Annotated in this window: 17 protein-coding genes; 4 read left to right on the top strand and 13 right to left on the bottom strand. The window is 53.4% G+C overall.

The window, feature by feature from the left end; all coding sequences use genetic code 11:
* Positions 1-21: 21 nt before the first annotated feature.
* A complete protein-coding gene (locus ACZ47M_RS00345) occupies positions 22-555 on the bottom strand; it encodes a metal-dependent hydrolase (RefSeq protein ID WP_315341166.1) in 534 nt (177 codons plus the stop codon).
* 5 nt (positions 556-560) lie between these two features.
* Positions 561-1766: an AAA family ATPase gene (locus ACZ47M_RS00340; protein WP_315341168.1), complete on the bottom strand. Its 1206-nt coding sequence runs from the start codon at positions 1764-1766 to the stop codon at positions 561-563.
* A 61-nt stretch (positions 1767-1827) separates the two neighbouring features.
* On the opposite strand from ACZ47M_RS00340, the gene ACZ47M_RS00335 reads away from it, so the two are divergent.
* On the top strand, positions 1828-2313 hold the full coding sequence (locus ACZ47M_RS00335) for a THUMP domain-containing protein (RefSeq protein ID WP_315341171.1): 486 nt from the start codon (positions 1828-1830) through the stop codon (positions 2311-2313).
* On the opposite strand, the gene ACZ47M_RS00330 is transcribed toward ACZ47M_RS00335, so the two are convergent.
* Together ACZ47M_RS00330 and ACZ47M_RS00325 are read right to left on the bottom strand one after the other, a co-directional pair.
* Positions 2310-2591, bottom strand: coding sequence for a type II toxin-antitoxin system VapC family toxin (locus ACZ47M_RS00330; RefSeq protein WP_464883401.1), 282 nt, complete (start codon positions 2589-2591; stop codon positions 2310-2312). The two genes, ACZ47M_RS00335 and ACZ47M_RS00330, sit on opposite strands and share 4 nt — an antisense overlap.
* Positions 2592-2754: 163 nt before the next feature.
* Positions 2755-4251, bottom strand: a complete 1497-nt coding sequence (locus ACZ47M_RS00325) for a carboxypeptidase M32 (protein ID WP_315342121.1) — start codon at positions 4249-4251, stop codon at positions 2755-2757.
* A 140-nt stretch (positions 4252-4391) separates the two neighbouring features.
* Here ACZ47M_RS00325 and ACZ47M_RS00320 point away from each other — a divergent pair, with 140 nt between their 5' ends.
* Complete coding sequence (locus ACZ47M_RS00320) at positions 4392-5225, top strand: carbohydrate kinase family protein (RefSeq protein ID WP_315342124.1); 834 nt, start codon at positions 4392-4394, stop codon at positions 5223-5225.
* Here ACZ47M_RS00320 and ACZ47M_RS00315 read toward each other — a convergent pair.
* Genes ACZ47M_RS00315 through ACZ47M_RS00295 form a run of 5 tightly spaced genes read right to left on the bottom strand, consistent with a single transcriptional unit; the run spans position 5222 to position 9122 of the window.
* On the bottom strand, positions 5222-5638 hold the full coding sequence (locus ACZ47M_RS00315) for a hypothetical protein (RefSeq protein WP_315341176.1): 417 nt from the start codon (positions 5636-5638) through the stop codon (positions 5222-5224). The two genes, ACZ47M_RS00320 and ACZ47M_RS00315, sit on opposite strands and share 4 nt — an antisense overlap.
* The gene (locus ACZ47M_RS00310; protein ID WP_315341178.1) at positions 5635-6867 is read right to left on the bottom strand and encodes a DUF58 domain-containing protein; all 1233 of its coding nucleotides are present in this window, start codon (positions 6865-6867) and stop codon (positions 5635-5637) included. Before ACZ47M_RS00310 ends, ACZ47M_RS00315 begins: the two co-directional genes overlap by 4 nt.
* 24 nt (positions 6868-6891) lie before the next feature.
* Complete coding sequence (locus tag ACZ47M_RS00305) at positions 6892-7845, bottom strand: AAA family ATPase (RefSeq protein WP_315341181.1); 954 nt, start codon at positions 7843-7845, stop codon at positions 6892-6894.
* Positions 7802-8266, bottom strand: coding sequence for a hypothetical protein (locus ACZ47M_RS00300; RefSeq protein ID WP_315341184.1), 465 nt, complete (start codon positions 8264-8266; stop codon positions 7802-7804). The genes ACZ47M_RS00305 and ACZ47M_RS00300 overlap by 44 nt, the downstream gene beginning before the upstream one ends.
* A complete protein-coding gene (locus ACZ47M_RS00295) occupies positions 8256-9122 on the bottom strand; it encodes a DUF4129 domain-containing protein (protein WP_315341185.1) in 867 nt (288 codons plus the stop codon). The genes ACZ47M_RS00300 and ACZ47M_RS00295 overlap by 11 nt, the downstream gene beginning before the upstream one ends.
* Before the next feature lie 105 nt (positions 9123-9227).
* Here ACZ47M_RS00295 and ACZ47M_RS00290 point away from each other — a divergent pair, with 105 nt between their 5' ends.
* Together ACZ47M_RS00290 and ACZ47M_RS00285 are read left to right on the top strand one after the other, a co-directional pair.
* On the top strand, positions 9228-9722 hold the full coding sequence (locus ACZ47M_RS00290; RefSeq protein ID WP_315342126.1) for a DUF2118 family protein: 495 nt from the start codon (positions 9228-9230) through the stop codon (positions 9720-9722).
* Between the two features lie 98 nt (positions 9723-9820).
* Entirely contained in the window at positions 9821-10291 is a 471-nt protein-coding gene (locus tag ACZ47M_RS00285) for an FKBP-type peptidyl-prolyl cis-trans isomerase (RefSeq protein WP_315342129.1), read from the top strand.
* 11 nt (positions 10292-10302) lie between these two features.
* On the opposite strand, the gene ACZ47M_RS00280 is transcribed toward ACZ47M_RS00285, so the two are convergent.
* From ACZ47M_RS00280 to ACZ47M_RS00265, 4 genes are read right to left on the bottom strand one after another with little or no spacing between them, the layout of a single operon-like run.
* Positions 10303-11220, bottom strand: coding sequence for a type II secretion system F family protein (locus ACZ47M_RS00280; protein ID WP_315341186.1), 918 nt, complete (start codon positions 11218-11220; stop codon positions 10303-10305).
* A gap of 13 nt (positions 11221-11233) precedes the next feature.
* A complete protein-coding gene (locus ACZ47M_RS00275) occupies positions 11234-12310 on the bottom strand; it encodes a type II secretion system F family protein (RefSeq protein ID WP_315341188.1) in 1077 nt (358 codons plus the stop codon).
* A gap of 14 nt (positions 12311-12324) precedes the next feature.
* Entirely contained in the window at positions 12325-15870 is a 3546-nt protein-coding gene (locus ACZ47M_RS00270) for an ATPase, T2SS/T4P/T4SS family (RefSeq protein ID WP_315341189.1), read from the bottom strand.
* Positions 15871-15898: 28 nt separating this feature from the next.
* Complete coding sequence (locus ACZ47M_RS00265; RefSeq protein WP_315341190.1) at positions 15899-17203, bottom strand: DUF515 domain-containing protein; 1305 nt, start codon at positions 17201-17203, stop codon at positions 15899-15901.
* Positions 17204-17279 lie beyond the last annotated feature (76 nt).

Raw genomic sequence — 17279 nt, 5'->3', positions numbered from 1 at the left:
CTGTGTAACGAGCTCTCATGATCAGAGGAGCTTGAGGGAACCGTCGAGCAAAAGGTGCAGGGTGTAGCCCAGGAACGCCGCGATGCTTAAGTAGAGGCTCTCTCCCCCTGTCATCCTTAACCCAAAAGTACCCAGCAGGTAAGCTAAGAGGCCGTATACAGCGGCGAAGAGGAGGGAGTGAACCACTCCCCTGTGCCTTGGCATCAGCCAGGTGAAGCCAAACCAGCCGCTCAATGCTCCAACAACTCCCACACCCCAGGCGGCCGTCTGGTTGAGCCATTCCTCGCTAAAGCTGAACCAGTGAAGGGCCTGGAGGTAAACGGCGCTCCCTACTGCAACAGCCACTATGGGCTTCGTCCCCCTGTGGAGCAGTGCGTCCGGGTGATCCATGTCCGGCAGATCGCTTCCGAGAACGTAGAGTGCGTAACCGAGGATGAGGGCAATCGAACTGAACTCAAAGGGGATTCCGGAGTACTCCTTGAGTATTCCCGCCAGGGCCACGGCGAGCGGGTAGGTGAGTATTCCGGAGAGCAAATGGGCATCGTAGTTGGGCATCGAGGTCACCCCGTTTTCTCCCCGACCTCTCCCGCCTCCAGGAATTTTCTAACGTAGTAAGGAACCTTGTAGTTCCCTCCCGGGTCGCCAACGAGGAAGCCTATAGTCACGAGCCTGTTGAGGGCCTCATAAACCTGGTTGGCAGGCTTTTTCAGTTCTTTGGCCAGGGTGATGTAGCTAACAGGCCCGCCGTTGAACTTGTAAACTATAGCCTCGACCAGGTCGCGGTAGTCCTTTGGAATCCTTCTGAGGTACTCCTGGAGGTTCTTGGGTTCCTCGAGGATGGTGGTCACCACCAGTTCGTCTATTGGATCGAACGCCCTCTTTGCCGCTTCGCTGAGCACGTAGTGGAGGAGCCTCAGGATCTGCCTCGGGTTGCCCTTTGCAAGGTCATGGATTAGTCTTATCGCCTCGTCTGTAAACGGGTAAAGAGGCTTATCCGTGTCCCTTATCCTGACCCTGTTGAGCCTCTTCTTCACGAGCTCGAAGGTTTCTTCCACGCTCATAGGCCTCAGCTTGAACTCGTAGTGGAGGCGCATGAAGAAGGCCGGGAAAATCTTGGAATACTCTTCGTAAGCCTCAGGAACCGAGGCGAAGGCAACTACACAGCCCGGGGGCATGGTGCTTATAACGTGCCTCAGCATCTCGAAGAACTGTATCTTCTCCTGCTCCCTGGCTCCCTGCATGTTCTCGAGCTCATCCAGGAGAAGGGCCGAGTAGGGGTACTTCTTCAGTTGCTCAACGAGGAGCTCGGCTATGTCCCTGCTCTTGTACTCCTTCGTGTCGCTCAACATTTTCTCCAGCCTGTCGATGAAGCCAAGCCTCCTGCTCAGGTTTTCGAGGAATATGTTCGTCCTGCTCTTCGGCGGGTTTAAGGCGTAGAAGATGTCGCGCGTGAGCTTTAAAATGTCGCTGGTGTCAACTTTGACGTATATTGCCTTTCCACCCTCCTTCTCTATTGCCTTGGCGATGCTCTTCAACCTCTGGGTCTTCCCCATCCCAAGGGGCCCCACTATGCTGAGGGCTATGGAGCTTTTGTTGCCGATTACCTCAGAGAGAATCATCGAGAGCCTCATGTCGACCTCCTGGTAAACGTGAATGGCCTCGACTTCCTCTATGCCCTCGCTCGCCAGCTGTTCGAAGGGGTTCTTTGAGAGGCCGTATATCTCGTACGTTTGAACGGGATAAACTTTAAGTTCCTGGCTCTCCATTTAACCCACCCGGGTTAGTTTGTCGGTTGGAATATAAAAATTTGTCCATTGGTGAGCCAAGATGGTGGTTCTTATCGTGACCTGTCCCCCCGGAAGGGAGGGAGACGCGATACTCGAACTGGAATGGGCCCTCGAGAAGGTTCATGTCAGGGGAACGGACTGGGGAGGGGTCCTCATAGCTGAAACGCCGCTGAGTAAGGACGAGGTAATAAAAAGGCTTCTTTCCTTCGAAACGCAGGCACTCCAGAGGGTTACCCCGCTTGACTATCTCCTGCCCGCTGGAATTGAGGAGATGGAGGAGAAAGCCGTTGAACTCATGAAGGGGAAAACCGGAACCTTCGCGGTTAGGGCAAAGGTGAGGGGGAACAAAAAGCTCGGTGAGAAGGAGATCGAGAGGGCCCTGGGTTCCAGGATCGTGAAGGAGCTTGACTTGAGAGTTGACCTCTCCAGACCCGACTGGGTGGTGGCGGTTGAGGTCATTGGAAAGAAAGCCGGGTTAGGCGTCCTCAGGGGGGATGAGGTTCTGAAGTTTGAAGTTAAGGATTAAAGGTTACCCGACAATCTTGACTGAGAGACGAACTCCTTCAATGCCTTGAAGTCGCCCTCGAGTGCTACCAGCGGAAGGTCGTTGACAAGGCAAATGGCACCGATGAAGGGGTCTCTCAACCCCATTGGGGTTCCCTTTTCCCTCAGCTTTCTGTGGAGGTAAGCGGCCATTTCAGCGGATTTTCCCTCAAAGGGAAGCTCAATGAGGGAGTTCAGCCATATCAGTTCCTCTTTTTTAGGAAGACCGACCAGGAGTTCAAAGCGCGTTATGGAAGTCACGTAGAAGGTTTTGTCCAATTCTAAGACGGCGTTGAAGGCCCCAGAGAGAGGGAAACATAACGAGAGAAATCACAGGTTCAGAGGTGGCCATTTACAAAACCCTTAAGGCAGTGGAAAGATTGAAGTCCCCACGAGACAGAAAAAGGGTAGGAAAGCTGTGAAATCACAGATACCTCTCCTTCACCCACCTTATGAAGTACTCCGGGTTCAGCTCCTCGCCGATGGCCTTCCTGAGGAGCTCCTTGGGCGGATAAATGGAGCCGTACCTGTGGATCCTCTCCCTCAGCCAGGCCTTTATCGGCTCGAACTCGGCTTTGGCCACCTTCTCCTCGAAGTCCGGGATGTCGCGCTTTACGTGGTAGTAGAGCTGAGCCGCGAGGAGGGTTCCGATGCTGTAGGTCGGGAAGTAGCCTATTGTCCCGTGCGCCCAGTGGATGTCCTGGAGGATTCCCTCAGCGTAGGTCTTCGGCTTTATACCCAAAAGACGCTCCATCTCCTCGTTCCAGAGCTCGGGTAGGTCCCTGGCCTTAACGCCCTCGTTGAGCATCATCCTCTCGAGCTTGAAGCGGAGGAGTATGTGGAAGTTGTAGGTTACCACGTCCGCCTCGGTTCTTATGAAGTCCGGCCTGACCATGTTGAAGTAGAGGTAAACATCCTCCGGTGTGTAGTTGCCCATGAACGGGAGGTTCTCCTTAAGCGCCGAGTATATTAGGCCAGCGAACTCCCTCGACCTGCCGATTATGTTCTCCCAGAACCTGCTCTGGCTCTCGTGGATTCCGAGGCTTACTCCCCCGGCTATCGGCGTAAACATGAGCCTCTCGTCCTGCTGGAGCTCGTAGAGGGCATGGCCGAACTCGTGGACTGTGCTTAATACCGTCCTCCTGAAGTCGTGGCCCTCGTACCTGGTGGTGATTCTGACGTCCCTTATGCCGAACTCGATTGTGAACGGGTGGGCGGAAACGTCGAGCCTTGAGCGAACGCCGAGCGGGAAGCCGAACTTCCTGAGGATCCAGAGGTTTACCTTCTCCATGGCTTCCCTCTCGTACTTCTCCTTCTCGAGCGGGTGGTTCTGCGGGACTTTGCCTTCCTCCATGATTTTCTCGAGGAGTGGTTCGAGCTCCCTCTCAAGCTTGCCGAACATTTTCTCGACTTCTCTGGTGGTTAAGCCCTCCTCGAAGAGGTCGAGCAGGGCATCGTAGGGCTCGTTATCATAGCCAAGGTAGTCAGCGGCGCGCTTTGCCAGGTCGATGATTTTATCAAGCCAGGGCTCGAACTTGGAGTAGTCGTTGCTCTTCTTTGCCTCTTCCCAGGCTTTGGTGGCCTGGCTTGTAACCTCGCTCCTCTCCCTTAGGAACTCGGGCGGGAAGGACTTGCTTATCCTTATCGAGCGGTCGAGGACTCTAACTACACCGCGCTCGTACTCGTTGAGCTCCAGCCCCTTGGCCTTCTCCACGAGCTCCACGAACTCTGGCCTGAGGAGGAACTCCTGGCTGAGGACGCTTAATTCGCCCTGGGCAACGCTCCTCTCGAGGATGCCCTCTCCGGGCATGTTGACCTCCATGTCCCAGCTGAGGACGCTCTGGGCGTGGCCGATGGCCCAGATGCGCCTGTACTTCTCAAGGATCTGCCTCACGGTCTCGTTCTGGAAGACGCTCTCCATGCTATCCCACCACTGGAAAATTTCCATTGAACTGCTTTTAACCTTTTCGATGAAGATCTGAACGGTGAGAGTGGGAACCAAATTACTACCACCGGAAACGGCTTAAAGGCCTGGTCTTTTATCCGGGGGAGGTGATGGTAATGGGGTTTGACCTTGTGGTGCTCGGTCACGTCTCAATCGACCACATACGCATGCCCGGAAAACCTGAGGTGATACTTCCTGGGGGTGCCGCGGCGGCCGTCGCCACTTCTGCAGCTCTTGCAGGTGCAAAGGTGGGGCTTGTTACGAAGGTTGGGGAGGACTTTCCGAGGGAGTGGCTTGAAAAGCTGGCCTCACTCCTGGATGTTAGGGGCGTTCACGTTCTCCCGGGCAAAACGATACACATCTACATGATTTACCACGAGGACGGGAGCGTTGATGCCCCTGTCGAGATGGGGGTGGCGGAGAAAATGGGAGAAACCCCGATTCCCGGGGAGTACATGGGGGCAAAATTCTTCCACATAGCCCCGATTCCTCCCGAGGAACAGCTGAAGGCCCTGAGGAGGCTTGAGGGGAAGAGGATAAGCATCGACTTCAACCCAACTTACATGGAGGACTACCGGAGAAGGACCGAGCTCATGAGGGAGATAGTTTCCCGCGTTGACGTTCTCTTCCCAAACGAGAGGGAGGCTTTGACCATAGCGAGGGCTAAAACGGTTGAAGAGGCCGCGAGGAGGCTCCACGAGTGGGGGGCAAAGCTGGTTGTGATAAAACGCGGTGAGAGGGGAGTTCTGCTCTACGACGGCGAGTTTAGAGAGTTTGCGGCGCTTCCCATAGGGGAGAAGGAGATAGTAGACCCAACCGGGGCTGGAGATGCCTTTGCGGGCGGCTTCCTCGCTCGCTACTCGCGCGGAAAACCGCTTGATGAGTGCGTAAGACTCGGCCTCGAGAGGGCCAGGGAAGTCCTGAAAAAGGAGGGGAGTTGGAGCGTTTAGCTCTCCCCTGCCAGCTTCGTAAAGGCGTAGAGAGCCAGCACTATGCCAACGGCTATCCCAGTTATCTCGAGCCTCGGGAAGAGGGGAGCTATGGCCCTCATCATCACGTACGCGGGGATGCTCAGTGATGCAGAGAGAACCATGACGGCGTAGTGTTCCAGCGGGGCCTTCTCCCTGTCCATCTGTCCGAGTTCAACCGCAAGGAGGGCTAAGATGATGACGCTAAGCCCGTAAACACCCCCGACGTTTTTGTAAATCAGAACTGCCCCCACCCCGATGAGGTACAGCATTCCGAAGAAGTGCCAGTGGATTCCCGTGAGCGCCAGGGGAAGGAGGAGAAGGCTCCAACTGCTGACCGTGTAAAGCATGTAAACGGCCGGAATCAGGGGGATGATAGAATAAAGGCGCCTCATCTCCCGATCACCTCCCCTATCGCTGCTTTGAGGGGCTTTTTGACGTCCCAGTCGATTATTATCCCGTGGGCCGCCAGCTTCCTCAGGTGGGCCTTCCTCTTGAGGTCGAGGAGCTTCAGGGCGAGCTCCTCTTCCCTGCTCCCGGGCGTGAAAACGCTGTAGGGATTGGGGGACACCACGACGACGCGGTAGCCGTAGGCGGCCATAGTCCTCAGGGCTTCCCTGCTCTCTTCCGTTGAGAGCGTCGAGAAGTACACGAGCTGTGCCCTCGGCGGGAAGCGGGAGCGTATGAGGTGCTCCACCTGGTAGGCTATCATGTTGTTCCTGTCTGGCCTCGCCGTGCTGAGGAAGTCAACGCATTTGAAGAAGTGCCTCTTGCCGTAGTCGATTCTGACCCACAGGGGGACCGCTTCCGCCAGGAGGAGGCCGAAGCTGGTGCCGTCGTTGAGGGCGTTGAGCATGAGGGATGCCGCACCCCTGATGAGGTGGTCAAAAACCTCCTCGCTTTTGTATGAGGCATCAACTATGAATATCACGTCGACCTTCCTCTCGCTCTCGTACTCGTTGGACATGATCTTTCCCATCTTTGCGGTCGCCTTCCAGTTGATTACCTTAAGGGGATCGCCGGGCTTGTATTCCCTGATCGCGTGAAACTCCACTCCCTCTCCCACCCTCGGGGAGGGCAGGGGCCCTGTGGTTACCTTGGTCCCCTTCGTCGAGTAAGGTGTGGGGACGTCCTCTATGATCGGCATTCCTATCAGCTCGGTGTAGTGCTCTATGAACCGGTCGAGCTTGAAGAAGCCGAAGGGGTCGCGGTAGCTGACCCATACGCCTTTGAACTCGTGGATTCCCCTCCTAACGCGCACCAGGTATTTTATCTCCTTTTCCTCTCCACTCCCCAGGGAGAGCACGTACTCTTTGCTACCCTGTATGAGCTCCAGCCCCTCGGGGAGGTCCTCGATGACCTTGAGGCTCGGCATCCTGACGCTGGACTTTATCCTCAGGACGATCTCGGCGGTTTCTCCCTCGAGGATCCTGCTGTGGGGGATTCTCCTTTCCACCTCGAGGCTTATCACTGGCCTGAAGAAGAAGAGCGCCACAAAGAAGACCCAGAGGAACGGGAGTGTGAGATAAACCAGCTCCCATCTAAGGAAGGCAAAGGAAAGGATCGCTATCGTCCACATGGCTAAAAGAGTTTCCGCCCCCCTCTCGGTGAGCTCGGGTCTCATCCCTTCCGCGGTCACGGTGGTCCCTCACTCAAATTTTGGAACAGGGACTCTGTCGAGGAGCTTTTCCATTATGGACTCCTGGGAGACCCTGGTGTACCAGAGCTCACGCTTGAGGATGAGCCTGTGGCTCAGGGCAGGGACGGCGACTTTCTTAACGTCGTCTGGAATGACGTAGTCCCTCCCTTCCAAGGCCGCGTAGGCCCTGGAGAGCTTCAGGAGGGCCAGGCTACCCCTGGGAGAGGCCCCTATCTCGATGTCCTTTTTGTCCTCCCTCGTGGCGGTGATTATGCTGGTTATATACTCAAGGATGGCATCGCTGACGTAGACGTCTTCGACGGCCCTCTGCATTTCCACAACTTCTTCTGGGTTAGTTACTGGCTTTATGTCAACCTCTTCCCTCTTTCTGGCCATCCTCCTGCGGAGGATTTCCATCTCCTCTTCCCTCAGCGGATAACCCACCCTGAGCCGAACAAGGAAGCGGTCGAGCTGTGCCTCCGGGAGGGGGTAGGTTCCCTCCTGTTCTATCGGGTTCTGGGTGGCTATGACTATGAAAGGCCTGGGAAGGAGGTAGGTGTTGCCCTCTATGGTTACCTGCCCCTCCTGCATCGCCTCGAGCAAAGCCGACTGCGTCTTCGGCGGGGCGCGGTTGATCTCGTCTGCGAGGAGGACGTTGGTGAAGACCGGCCCCTTCCTGAACTCGAACTCCAGGGTTTTCTGGTTGAAGACGCTCACGCCAAGTATGTCGCTGGGGAGCAGATCAGGTGTGAACTGGACGCGGGCGAACTGAACCCCCAGGGCCCTGGCAAAGCTCTTGGCCATGAGGGTTTTTGCGAGGCCCGGCAGATCCTCGAGCAGTATGTGCCCTTCCGCTAATATTGTGGTCAGCATAAGCCTGAGCACTTCGTCCTTACCGACTATGGCTTTTTTGACCTCTTCAAGAATCTGGCTTCCCTTTGAGCTGACTTCCTCCACCTTCATTTATCTCACCTTCCACTATCCTGAGGGCCCTCTCAAGGTTGTCGAGAAAGTCTCCCCCCTTCCTCAGTTCCCGGAGGGCCTCATTGGGCTCCGCGTGGAGCCTCTGGTAAACTTCCGCCGGGCTGTCTGAGAGGGCCATGTAGATCTCGATTATGTTCTCCTCTACCAGGCTCCTTGAGATGGCTCCTTTCTGGGCCTTTTTCACCATGTTGAGGGTTCTTTCAAACTCGCTTTTCCTCCTGACTTCCTCTTTGCCCCTCCTGACCGCGTAGTTGATCTTCAGCTCATAGCTGAAGAGATAAGCCACCGTTATAAGGGATAGGAAGAGCACAGAGATCCAGCGTAGGGTATATTCCCCGAGGGCTACGCCCGCTGTGGCCGGAATGATCGCCAGGGCTATGAAGGCCTTGCTAACCCTCACCGAGGTCACCCCTTATCTCTTTGTAGGCTTTCAGGGCCTCTTCTGCGTCCTCCCAGGTGACCCTTTCTGGGGCGTATTTGGCCTTCTCAAAGAGCCTGGTCAGCGCCAGGAACGCTTCCTTCCGGTACTTTGTGTGTTCAACGTGCTCCCAGTGGGTCCAGCTTTCCTTATATGGAAGACCCAGGTATTCGAGCCAGAGGACGGCGTTTTTGTATATCCCGACTACCGCCTCGCGGGGGTCAGGGAACATGCCGAGGCCGGTATCTTCGAGCTTCCTGTCAAAAGCTTTGGCCTTCTCCCTTATCCTCTTCTTTGCCCTTCTTTTCATGACCTCTCTGTAGTATCCAATGGCAAACACCGCGAGCATAACTATGAGGGCTATCCCGGCCGCGTAGCCTATCCAGACTGTGTTGTTCCAGGCCGTGTTGTGTGCCCATCCCCCTTCGATTGTGCTGTTGCCAATGGAGACGTTGGAAGGCTGGGGTATGCCAATATTTCCGGTGCCTTCTGGAGTGTTGTTGATTGGGTTAATGGGGGAGTGGGCCGGAGAGCTTTTGCTTATGAAGTAGATAGCCAGCAGGGCGAGCATGATTACCAGGGCGTTCCGCACGAGGTGGGAAAAAACGTTCTCCCTGTAGAGATCCTTTCTCTTGAGCTTGATGTCCTCCCAGCTCAGGAGGAGCAGTATTATGACGACGATTGACATTATAACCGCGAGGGAAAGGAGAAGGGGCCAAACCGCCGGCCCGGACTCGCTCGTTTTTGAGTCGCTTGATCTTGCGGTGTGATTAAAGGTAAGCGTCATCAGGGTTAAAATGATCGCCATGATTGTCAGTGCTCTTACCCTCGTGGACATTTTTATCGATTGCCGTATGAGTCCAGCCTTAAAAATTTACTGGCGGGGTAAATGAAAAACCGGCAACGTTAAAATACGAAAGGTGATCTCGAGCTGGTGATGGTCATGGAGAGAGTGCCGAGGCTTTACGTTGAATCCAGGCCCGGGGACTGTCTGAGGGACTCAACTGCTGCGGAGGATTGCGTCGTGATCCAGGGCAATGTTGAGGTGTGGCTTGGAAAAGGAGAGAAACTGCCTGAGTTTGTAGACACTGATAAAGCCACTTTCCTGAAAAAGGAGGTCTACGACCGCTTTTACCTCTACGTTGATCGGCTGGAGCAGAAAATGATTGTTGACGCCATCATGGTTCTCCCCGACGGAAGGACGAGGATATACCTTAAGAAGGGCGATAGGCTCATGCTTCTCCCAGTGGAGGGGTTCACAAAGACGCTGATAGCCAACGTCGGCAACAGGGTCAGGACGGGGGACGCTTTTGCCGCAGTGACGACCAGGAAGGGGGAGGTTCACTACCTCAAGCCGCCCAAAACTGGAACCGTTGTCTTCATAGACGAGATAACCAACAGGCCTCACTACGTTTACTACCTTCTCCCCGAGGAGTGACTTTTTTTCTTTCACCGTGACCGGCTTGCCGTGGGCACCAAAAGCGTTATAAGGGTGCCAGTCTAAGGGGTATGAAAGCAATTTTGGGGTTGAAGAAAATGAAAGTCGAAGTTGGAGATTTTGTTCTGTTCCACTACATCGGGAGATACGAAAACGGCGAGGTTTTTGATACCAGCTACCGCGACATCGCTGAGGAGAACGGTATCCTCGTTGAGGAAAGGGAATACGGCCCTATCGGAGTCACAGTTGGTGCCGGTGAACTCATCCCCGGCGTTGAGGAAGCTTTGATCGGTATGGAAGTCGGGGAGAAGAAGGAAGTTGTCGTGCCACCTGAGAAGGGCTATGGCATGCCCGAGGAAGAACTCATCGTCCCCGTTCCCATCGAGCAGTTCATATCTGCAGGCATTGAGCCAATGAAGGGCATGTACGTCATGACCGATGCCGGTATGGCTAGGATAATCTCAGTTGAGGAGGACACCGTTACCCTTGACTTCAACCATCCCCTCGCCGGAAAGATCACGGTTTTTGAGATAGAGGTCGTAGAGATAAGGAAAAAGGAGAGCTCCTGACTCTTTTTTCTTTAGAAGCTTATGTTCACCAATTTCATTCCCTGAAAGACCAGAACCCCCATAATTGCCAGCATTATCCCGTATTTCAGACCTGCTGAGAACTTTCCTTCCCTGATAACCCCTATTCCGAGGCCTGAGACTATAGCCTGTATGATAACGAAGCCAAGCAGGATATTGATTACTGTCGGTATGTCCGCGGCGGCCGGCCCCTGTATCATCTCCTTCATTATCTTCCCCACGATCCCCAGGATGGCTGGCCCTATGAACCCGCTCGTTATTATAAAGAACATCATCTGCATTCCTGTTGAAGCCTTTCTCTCCTTCCTTATCCTGAGTATCTCCCTGACGTCATTGGCAACGTAAACCAGGACATCGCTCATCGGGGCACCTCTCTCCAGTGCCTCGGTTATTATCATGAGTGAGCGGTATATAACTGGGGACTTTCTGGTCCTTATGGCCATTGCCCTTAGGGCTTCAACTGTCGAGCGACCCCTGCCTATCTCGCTTACCACCCTCTTGAATTCTTCCGTCAGGGCTCCGAATTTTGCTGTGGTGAGATCCTCCAGCGCCTCTGAGAAAGAGATACCCGCTCTCAGTGAGCTTGCAAGATAGAAGAACGCATCGGGTAGGTTCTTTTCCATATCCTCTATTTTCTTGGAGATCCTCCAGTAGGGGTACAGAAAGGCCATTCCAAGGAATACCGTAACGAGAACAGCGACCCCGTATTTGACCGGGGCCACGATCATCGTGGCCGTTCCGAGGATCACTGCCACGAGGGCGGACACCAGGAGGTACTCCATCGCCAGGAACTCTATTCCCGCGGAGTATATGAATATCTCGTACCTCTTGACCCACTTTTTTGGAAGTATCCTCTCGAGAATCTTCGTCAGCAGGATTCCCAATCCCTGCGACCTCTGTCTCTGTGCCACTGTAATTCCCCCCTCACCTGGGCTCACTGCGCTTTATCATCATAACTATTATCAGGGAGAGCATCGGGAAGGCGAACAGGAGAAGGACTGCCAGGGCACCGGGGGAGATAGCTGTCCCGCCACTTCCTCCGGCGGCACTGAAGGATGAGCCGGCCAGAACGGCTACCACGAACATCGTTGGCATCACTATCGTCATGAACATGTATATAAACGCTATACCGTTGACTTTCTGGACGTATTCTACTAGCTTCATCCTGTACTCAAAGGCGAAATCCTCGGCCATCTTATATAGAATCTCCGCCAGGTTTCCGCCGAACTTTATGGCTCTGAGTATCTGCTTTACTACCCTGCTTACGTTCTCCGATCCCATCTTCTCCTCGAACTTTCCTAAGGCATCCTCAAACGATGCCCCTGTCCTCATGTCCCTGACCATGAGCTCAAACTCCTCGGATGCAGGGCCGTAGTCGGCCTTTGCCACCGAAACGAGGGCCTCGGAAATACCAACGCCTGCATTCAGTAGGGACGCCAGGTGTCTGAGAACGTAGGGGAGTGCCTTCTCGACCTCTGCTACTCTCCTTCTCCACACTATCTTTGGGTAGTTCCTCATGTAGAGAAAGCCACCTATGAACCCCAGGAGGGACATAAGGGTCGAAGTGAAAAGATCCATCTCAAGGAGCAGGGCAAAAGCAAAGGATAGTACTCCGACCATTATCGAAGTTATTATCATGAGGGCAACGTACTTCTCCTTGGACATCCTTATGTTGGCCCTGTACAGGTCGTAGTCAAGGCCTTTTATGGACTGGGTGATCGACTGAACTGGCCCCTTAAACCTCTTCAGAAAGGCCTCGGCAAGCCTTTCTCCAAAGGGGGTTTTGAGCTCTTCCTTTCTTAGTTCGATTATACTCTCTATTTCCTCTTCCCGTGTGCTCTCCCGACTTTCCTCTGTTTCCTTCTGGAGTTCTCTGAGAATCTTCAGCCTCTCCTGAATGGTTCCCGCCTTTGGTATTCGTCTAACGGGCTTCTCCGTCACTTCTATTGTGGTCGCGCCCAGTCTTTCAAGGAAGTTGAGGAACGATTCGATGATCCCCATCGCTCATCACCAACTTACCTTAGGGCTTTAACCTGCTCCTGGAGTTCGGACGAGCTTTCTCTCTCGATTTTCTCAAGCAGGGCGTCCGCGTCAATGTAGAACATCTTGATGTAGTGGCCGACCTCTTCGAGGCCCCTGATTCCCCTTTCTATCATCCATTCCAGGATTATCCTTCTCTTTTCACGTTCCAGTTCGAGCTCGCTTGTGCTCATTCCGGTGTGCCTTGAGAGTTCGTTCAATACCCTGCTCGGAACCTCGGTTGCAATGAGCTCGTCCTTGGCCGGGTCGTACTTGTAGAGCTTGTTGAGCTGTATACTCTCTCCTTCTATGCCCGATATCTCGGCTATCTCGGTTACCCTTCTCACCGTTCCTTTCTTTCTGCTGTTGAACCTCACCTGCATGAGGATGATGTCGAGGGCTGGGATCATTATTCTCGGGACGTTCATCGGCGGGCTCTCGAGCCTGACTATTGTCTCCCTGGCGCTATTTGCGTGGATTGTTCCCATACAGTTAGACACCAGTATCCCGTTGGCCACGTAGTTGTGGTCGTCCTCAACGGTCAGGTCGTAGAGGTATTCTATTCCAAGCTCCTCGGGTGAGACCTCTTCAACGCTCACAACCTCGTCCCAGTAAACGTCACCCTCAGCTATGAGCTGGAGACGCTTCGTCATGATCCAGGCATCTTCATCGCCGATGTCTTTTGCTATCTGCTGGAACGCCAGGGCAATTCCCCTCAAAGCTGAGCGCCTTACCTCGCTCATCCTTCCATTCTCGATGTGCCTTATGAGGCTCTCCGAAACCTTTTCTCCGGCATAGTGGGAAGCCAGCTTTGAAAGCTCGGCGACGCTGAGGCCGAGCCTGAGGCGGAGTGGCTTTATCATCCCACCTGAGACGGGCACACGGTACGTCCTTCTATCGCGGTAGGCCCTTTTCTCGGTGAGGATTTCGTCGAGCTTTGCCCTCTTCCTTGAATGGCGGAGCGGAATAAGCGAGCGGAACTTCCTGAGGTCTTCGATGCCACTTATAGTAACGCGGAAGATGTTGCCCTCCTTGTTTTTGACCCGCGTAACGGTGCTTATTATGCCCAGTCTCTGGAGGGCGTACCAGACCTTTCTCGCAGCGTTTTCGCTTTTGGTCGTGAGGACTATTGAAGGCCCGTTTGGATCAACGTTGCCGTCGGCATCGAAGAGCCCCGCGAGGAAGTAGCGCATCAGTTCATCGTTGGAGAGGATCAGGTGGGGGACGTCCCAGTTGTCTCTCTTCCCAAGGGGTATTCCAAAGGCCCTCGATAGGAAGTTCACGAAGATTCTGGAGCCGTAGGTAACCACTTTGCTCGTTCCGTTGTCCTTTACCATGGGGATGCTTTCGGGTAGGAGATCCGAGAGGGAACCGACAAACGCCCCCATGTAATCGGGATCATCAAAGGTTGCGGAGAGGTAGTAGCCGTCCGAGGTGAGGTAACCGTCACCGAGTATTACGCCGAGTGCATAGGCTAACCGCTCGTCCACTTCTCTGATCAGCTTAACCGGGTTTGAGTTAGCTGAGAGAAGGAACTGGGCCTTCTCTGGCGGTAAGCCATCGTTCGGAACCTTTACCATACCTTCTCCGTTGGGGACGAGGTAATAGTCGCTTATTCCGGCGTAGACCTCTGGGTTCACTGTGGCTTTTCTCTGCGGCGGCTTCGGCGGGTTGAGCATAACGGCAACCCTGTCACCGGGCTTGAGCTTTTCGGCCTCCTTCCTCACGACGTCCCCATCTGAGAAAACAAAGAACGGGTGGGTCTTGGTAAGTATTACCTCGTTCCCGGTTCTTGTCCTTATCCTCAGGAGCTTTTCACCCTCTCTAACCTTTCTCCTCCATACTCTTGAAACGACGTGCTTTCCGGCCTTGAGGTCAGGTCCGACGCTCACGACTTCAAAGCGGTCTTTCTCGCCCAGTTCAACGTATTCTAAATCCTTGTATGTCTTCACTTCACCCGAGTATTTCTCGAAGAGCTTCTCAATCAAATCTCCAATGAGCTCGAAGCGCCCATCCGAGAGCTGGATGACCGAGAAGTCGTAGAGGGCGCCATTATGTCCCGTGTTCATTGCCGTGAACATCGTCCTCGCCTCTGGCCCACGGACCTCACCGACGATGATTCTATCAGGACGCATACGGAGTGTATTCCTCACCAGGTCGTCCATAGTTACTTCTCCCTTCCCTTCGAGGTTGGGAGGCCTCGTCTCCAGCCTCACCCAGTGCTCCACCGGTAGTTGAAGTTCTGCAGTGTCCTCTATGCTGATTACGCGCTCGCTCGGCGGTATGAACATTGCCAGGGCGTTGAGTGTTGTAGTCTTACCGGAACCGGTACCGCCTGCGACCAGTATGTTTGCAGGCTTTACTCCGAGGCCATCAACCAGGAGCCATAGAAAAGCGGCAACATCGCTGTTTAGAGTGCCGTACTTTATCAGGTCTATTATCGTTAGGGGATCCTTCTTGAACTTACGGATTGTTATTGTGGGCCCATCAAGGCTTATTGGGGGTATTGTGGCATTAACACGGCTTCCATCAGGTAGACGGGCGTCGAGAAGGGGGCTCTGCTGGTCAATCCTTCTCCCAACTTCCCTGGCGATCCTCTCTATGATGTTCAGGATATCCCTCTCCTCTTTGAACACTATATTGGTCTTGCACATGTAGAAGCGCCTGTGCCACACGTAGACCGGTTTGCTGGTTCCTATGACCATTACTTCCTCGAGGTTGTCGTCCCTCACAAGGGGGTCAAGAAGGCCGTATCCGAGCATGTTCTGGACTATCATCTCGGCCAGAACCTCTATTCTCCCTTCGGATAGATTTGGTGCCTCTTCCTTCAGCATTCTCTTGACTTCCCTCATGAATATCCTGCGTCTCTCCTCGTAATTCGGTATTACGCTCGGGTCTATCTGGATTTCAGTTATTGCCCTTTCCCTGACTCTCTTAAGGAGTTCTTCTTCCTCCCTGGAAAGTTTTGGAAGGCGGATTTCGTAAATGGGGACAGGCTCGCCCTTCACCCTTAAAATTCTAACATTACCATAAGCATCCAAGACTTCGGCCCGCCCAGTGTAGGATATCTCTTCAGGCTTTGTCTCCCCAATTATGGCCTGGAGGCCCAGGGATGCCTTGGGCTTGGGGAGAGGCAGGGGAGGTGCTGTTCTTTCTGGTGTTTGAGGTTTTGCCTGGCTCGAGCCTCCTCCCAGGATTGTTTCGAGCAAGTCAACGCCGGATGGCTTTGATAGTGTTTCTTTTTCCGTTTTTTGTTCTTGAGGAGGGGTTTTTGTTTTTTCTTCTGTGTCTCCGCCCAGTAATTTTGAAATAATTTCTGCTCCGGATGAGGGTTTTTTCTCTTCTTCCGTCTTTTTGGGAGGTTCCTCCCTTTTGCCGCCGAGTATCTCCTCTAATGGTGAGGACGACGCCGGTAGCAGCGGAATCTCTTCCCTCTTTCTGTTCTCTTTTTCGAAGATACTAGCTAGGGGGTCGCTTTTCCCCCTAAGTATCTCATCTATCCAGGAACCGGAGGTTTCCTTCTTCTTTTTTTCTTCTCCCACAAATCTCACCCGGTTCTACTCCTACCTCTCACCCGAGTACCTCCACTATGGTAAGGGAGTCGTACTGACGCTGTGTAGCGTAGAGGATCTTTGGAACGTATATATCCGGAACTTTTACGATTACCAAGTATGGAACACCATAGGGAATGTTCATAAGCTGGGTTTCTTTCTCCAGGCTTGTCAGCTTTATTCCGTAGTCTTTAAGCGTTGCCATGAGCTCGTCTGGGTTGTTGGTCTTGTTGGCGGCAAGAGCCCTCAGAAGTTGGACGAGGTCTACGGAGTAGTAGTACTGGGAGGAGTTCGAGACATTTCCGGACACACTCTGCATGTTCTCGTTAAGGTTAATGACTCCAGCCGTTGCTGGGATGAGTATGTCTTCAATATAACCCATGTCTGCTATCGTTCCTTCCTCTGTGTATATTCTCACTTTGTCCCCATTCTTAAGGAATCCACCAACTAACCTCTCCTTCGGGACGAGAAGGGCCAGTCTTACGAACTCCACTTTTCTTACCCTGTACTTCAAAAGTTCATTCAGGTCCATCACGGACGTTATGTACCCCTTTGCCTCCGTTTTGGTGAGCATCATTGGTGTGCCGTTGTATTCAAGGATGACATAACTTCCGGGCATACTGTTTATCCTGTCCTTGTACACTTCCTGCCAGAGGGAAACCACTATCGGAATTGGGTTGGTTCCGTTAACGTCCTCAATGGAATTGGCGTTCTCCACCTGGTTGATCAAGCTGTTCCTTGCGTCGAGGATTTTCCCTCTAACGGGAGTTGACACACTCTGCTCCAGAAGCGGCTGGAAGAGAGTGTTTATTTCCTGTATTTTTTTCTCCTTTGTCCTGTTTAGCTCCGTCTCAAACTCCAGCTGTTTCTGTCTCTGCAGGTCAGCCTCGTATTGCTGCAGAACCTGTGAGTAAGCGGCGTTTATGTCTATCCTGTTCAGTTCCTCCTTTGACTTGGCCTGGAGTATCTCAGTCCTCAACTGGGAATACGTTTCTCTCCCATACCCTTTGTCCAGTAATGGTTTAAACGTCTGGTCCAGAAGCTTTAGCTTTTCCCCTCTTGCGTTTTCAAGTTCGGAGGCTTTTTTATTGGAATACCAAGTATAAACACCAAACGATGCAATTAGGACAAGCGCTATAATGATTGATGCGCCAATGATTATTCTCCTCTTTCTCTCCTTTTCCCTCAGGCTCCCGATTCCCCTTCTCGGAAGTCTGGCTCCTGGTTCGGGTTTAGGCTTGGCCGTTGGGGGGGTCTCGGGCTCTGTAGCGGTCTTTCCCAGTTCTCTCAGGCGTCTAATCTTACTTTCTATATCCTCGGCCACTTTGAACACCACCGTGAGAGTTATGGTTTATACCTTCTCCTTTAGTCTCTTGAACTTCAGACTTTATTTAGATTTC

It is taken from the genome of Thermococcus waiotapuensis, assembly GCF_055384795.1.
The sequence above is the reverse complement of the archived record's forward strand: the minus strand, read 5'-3'. Positions and strand labels throughout refer to the sequence as shown.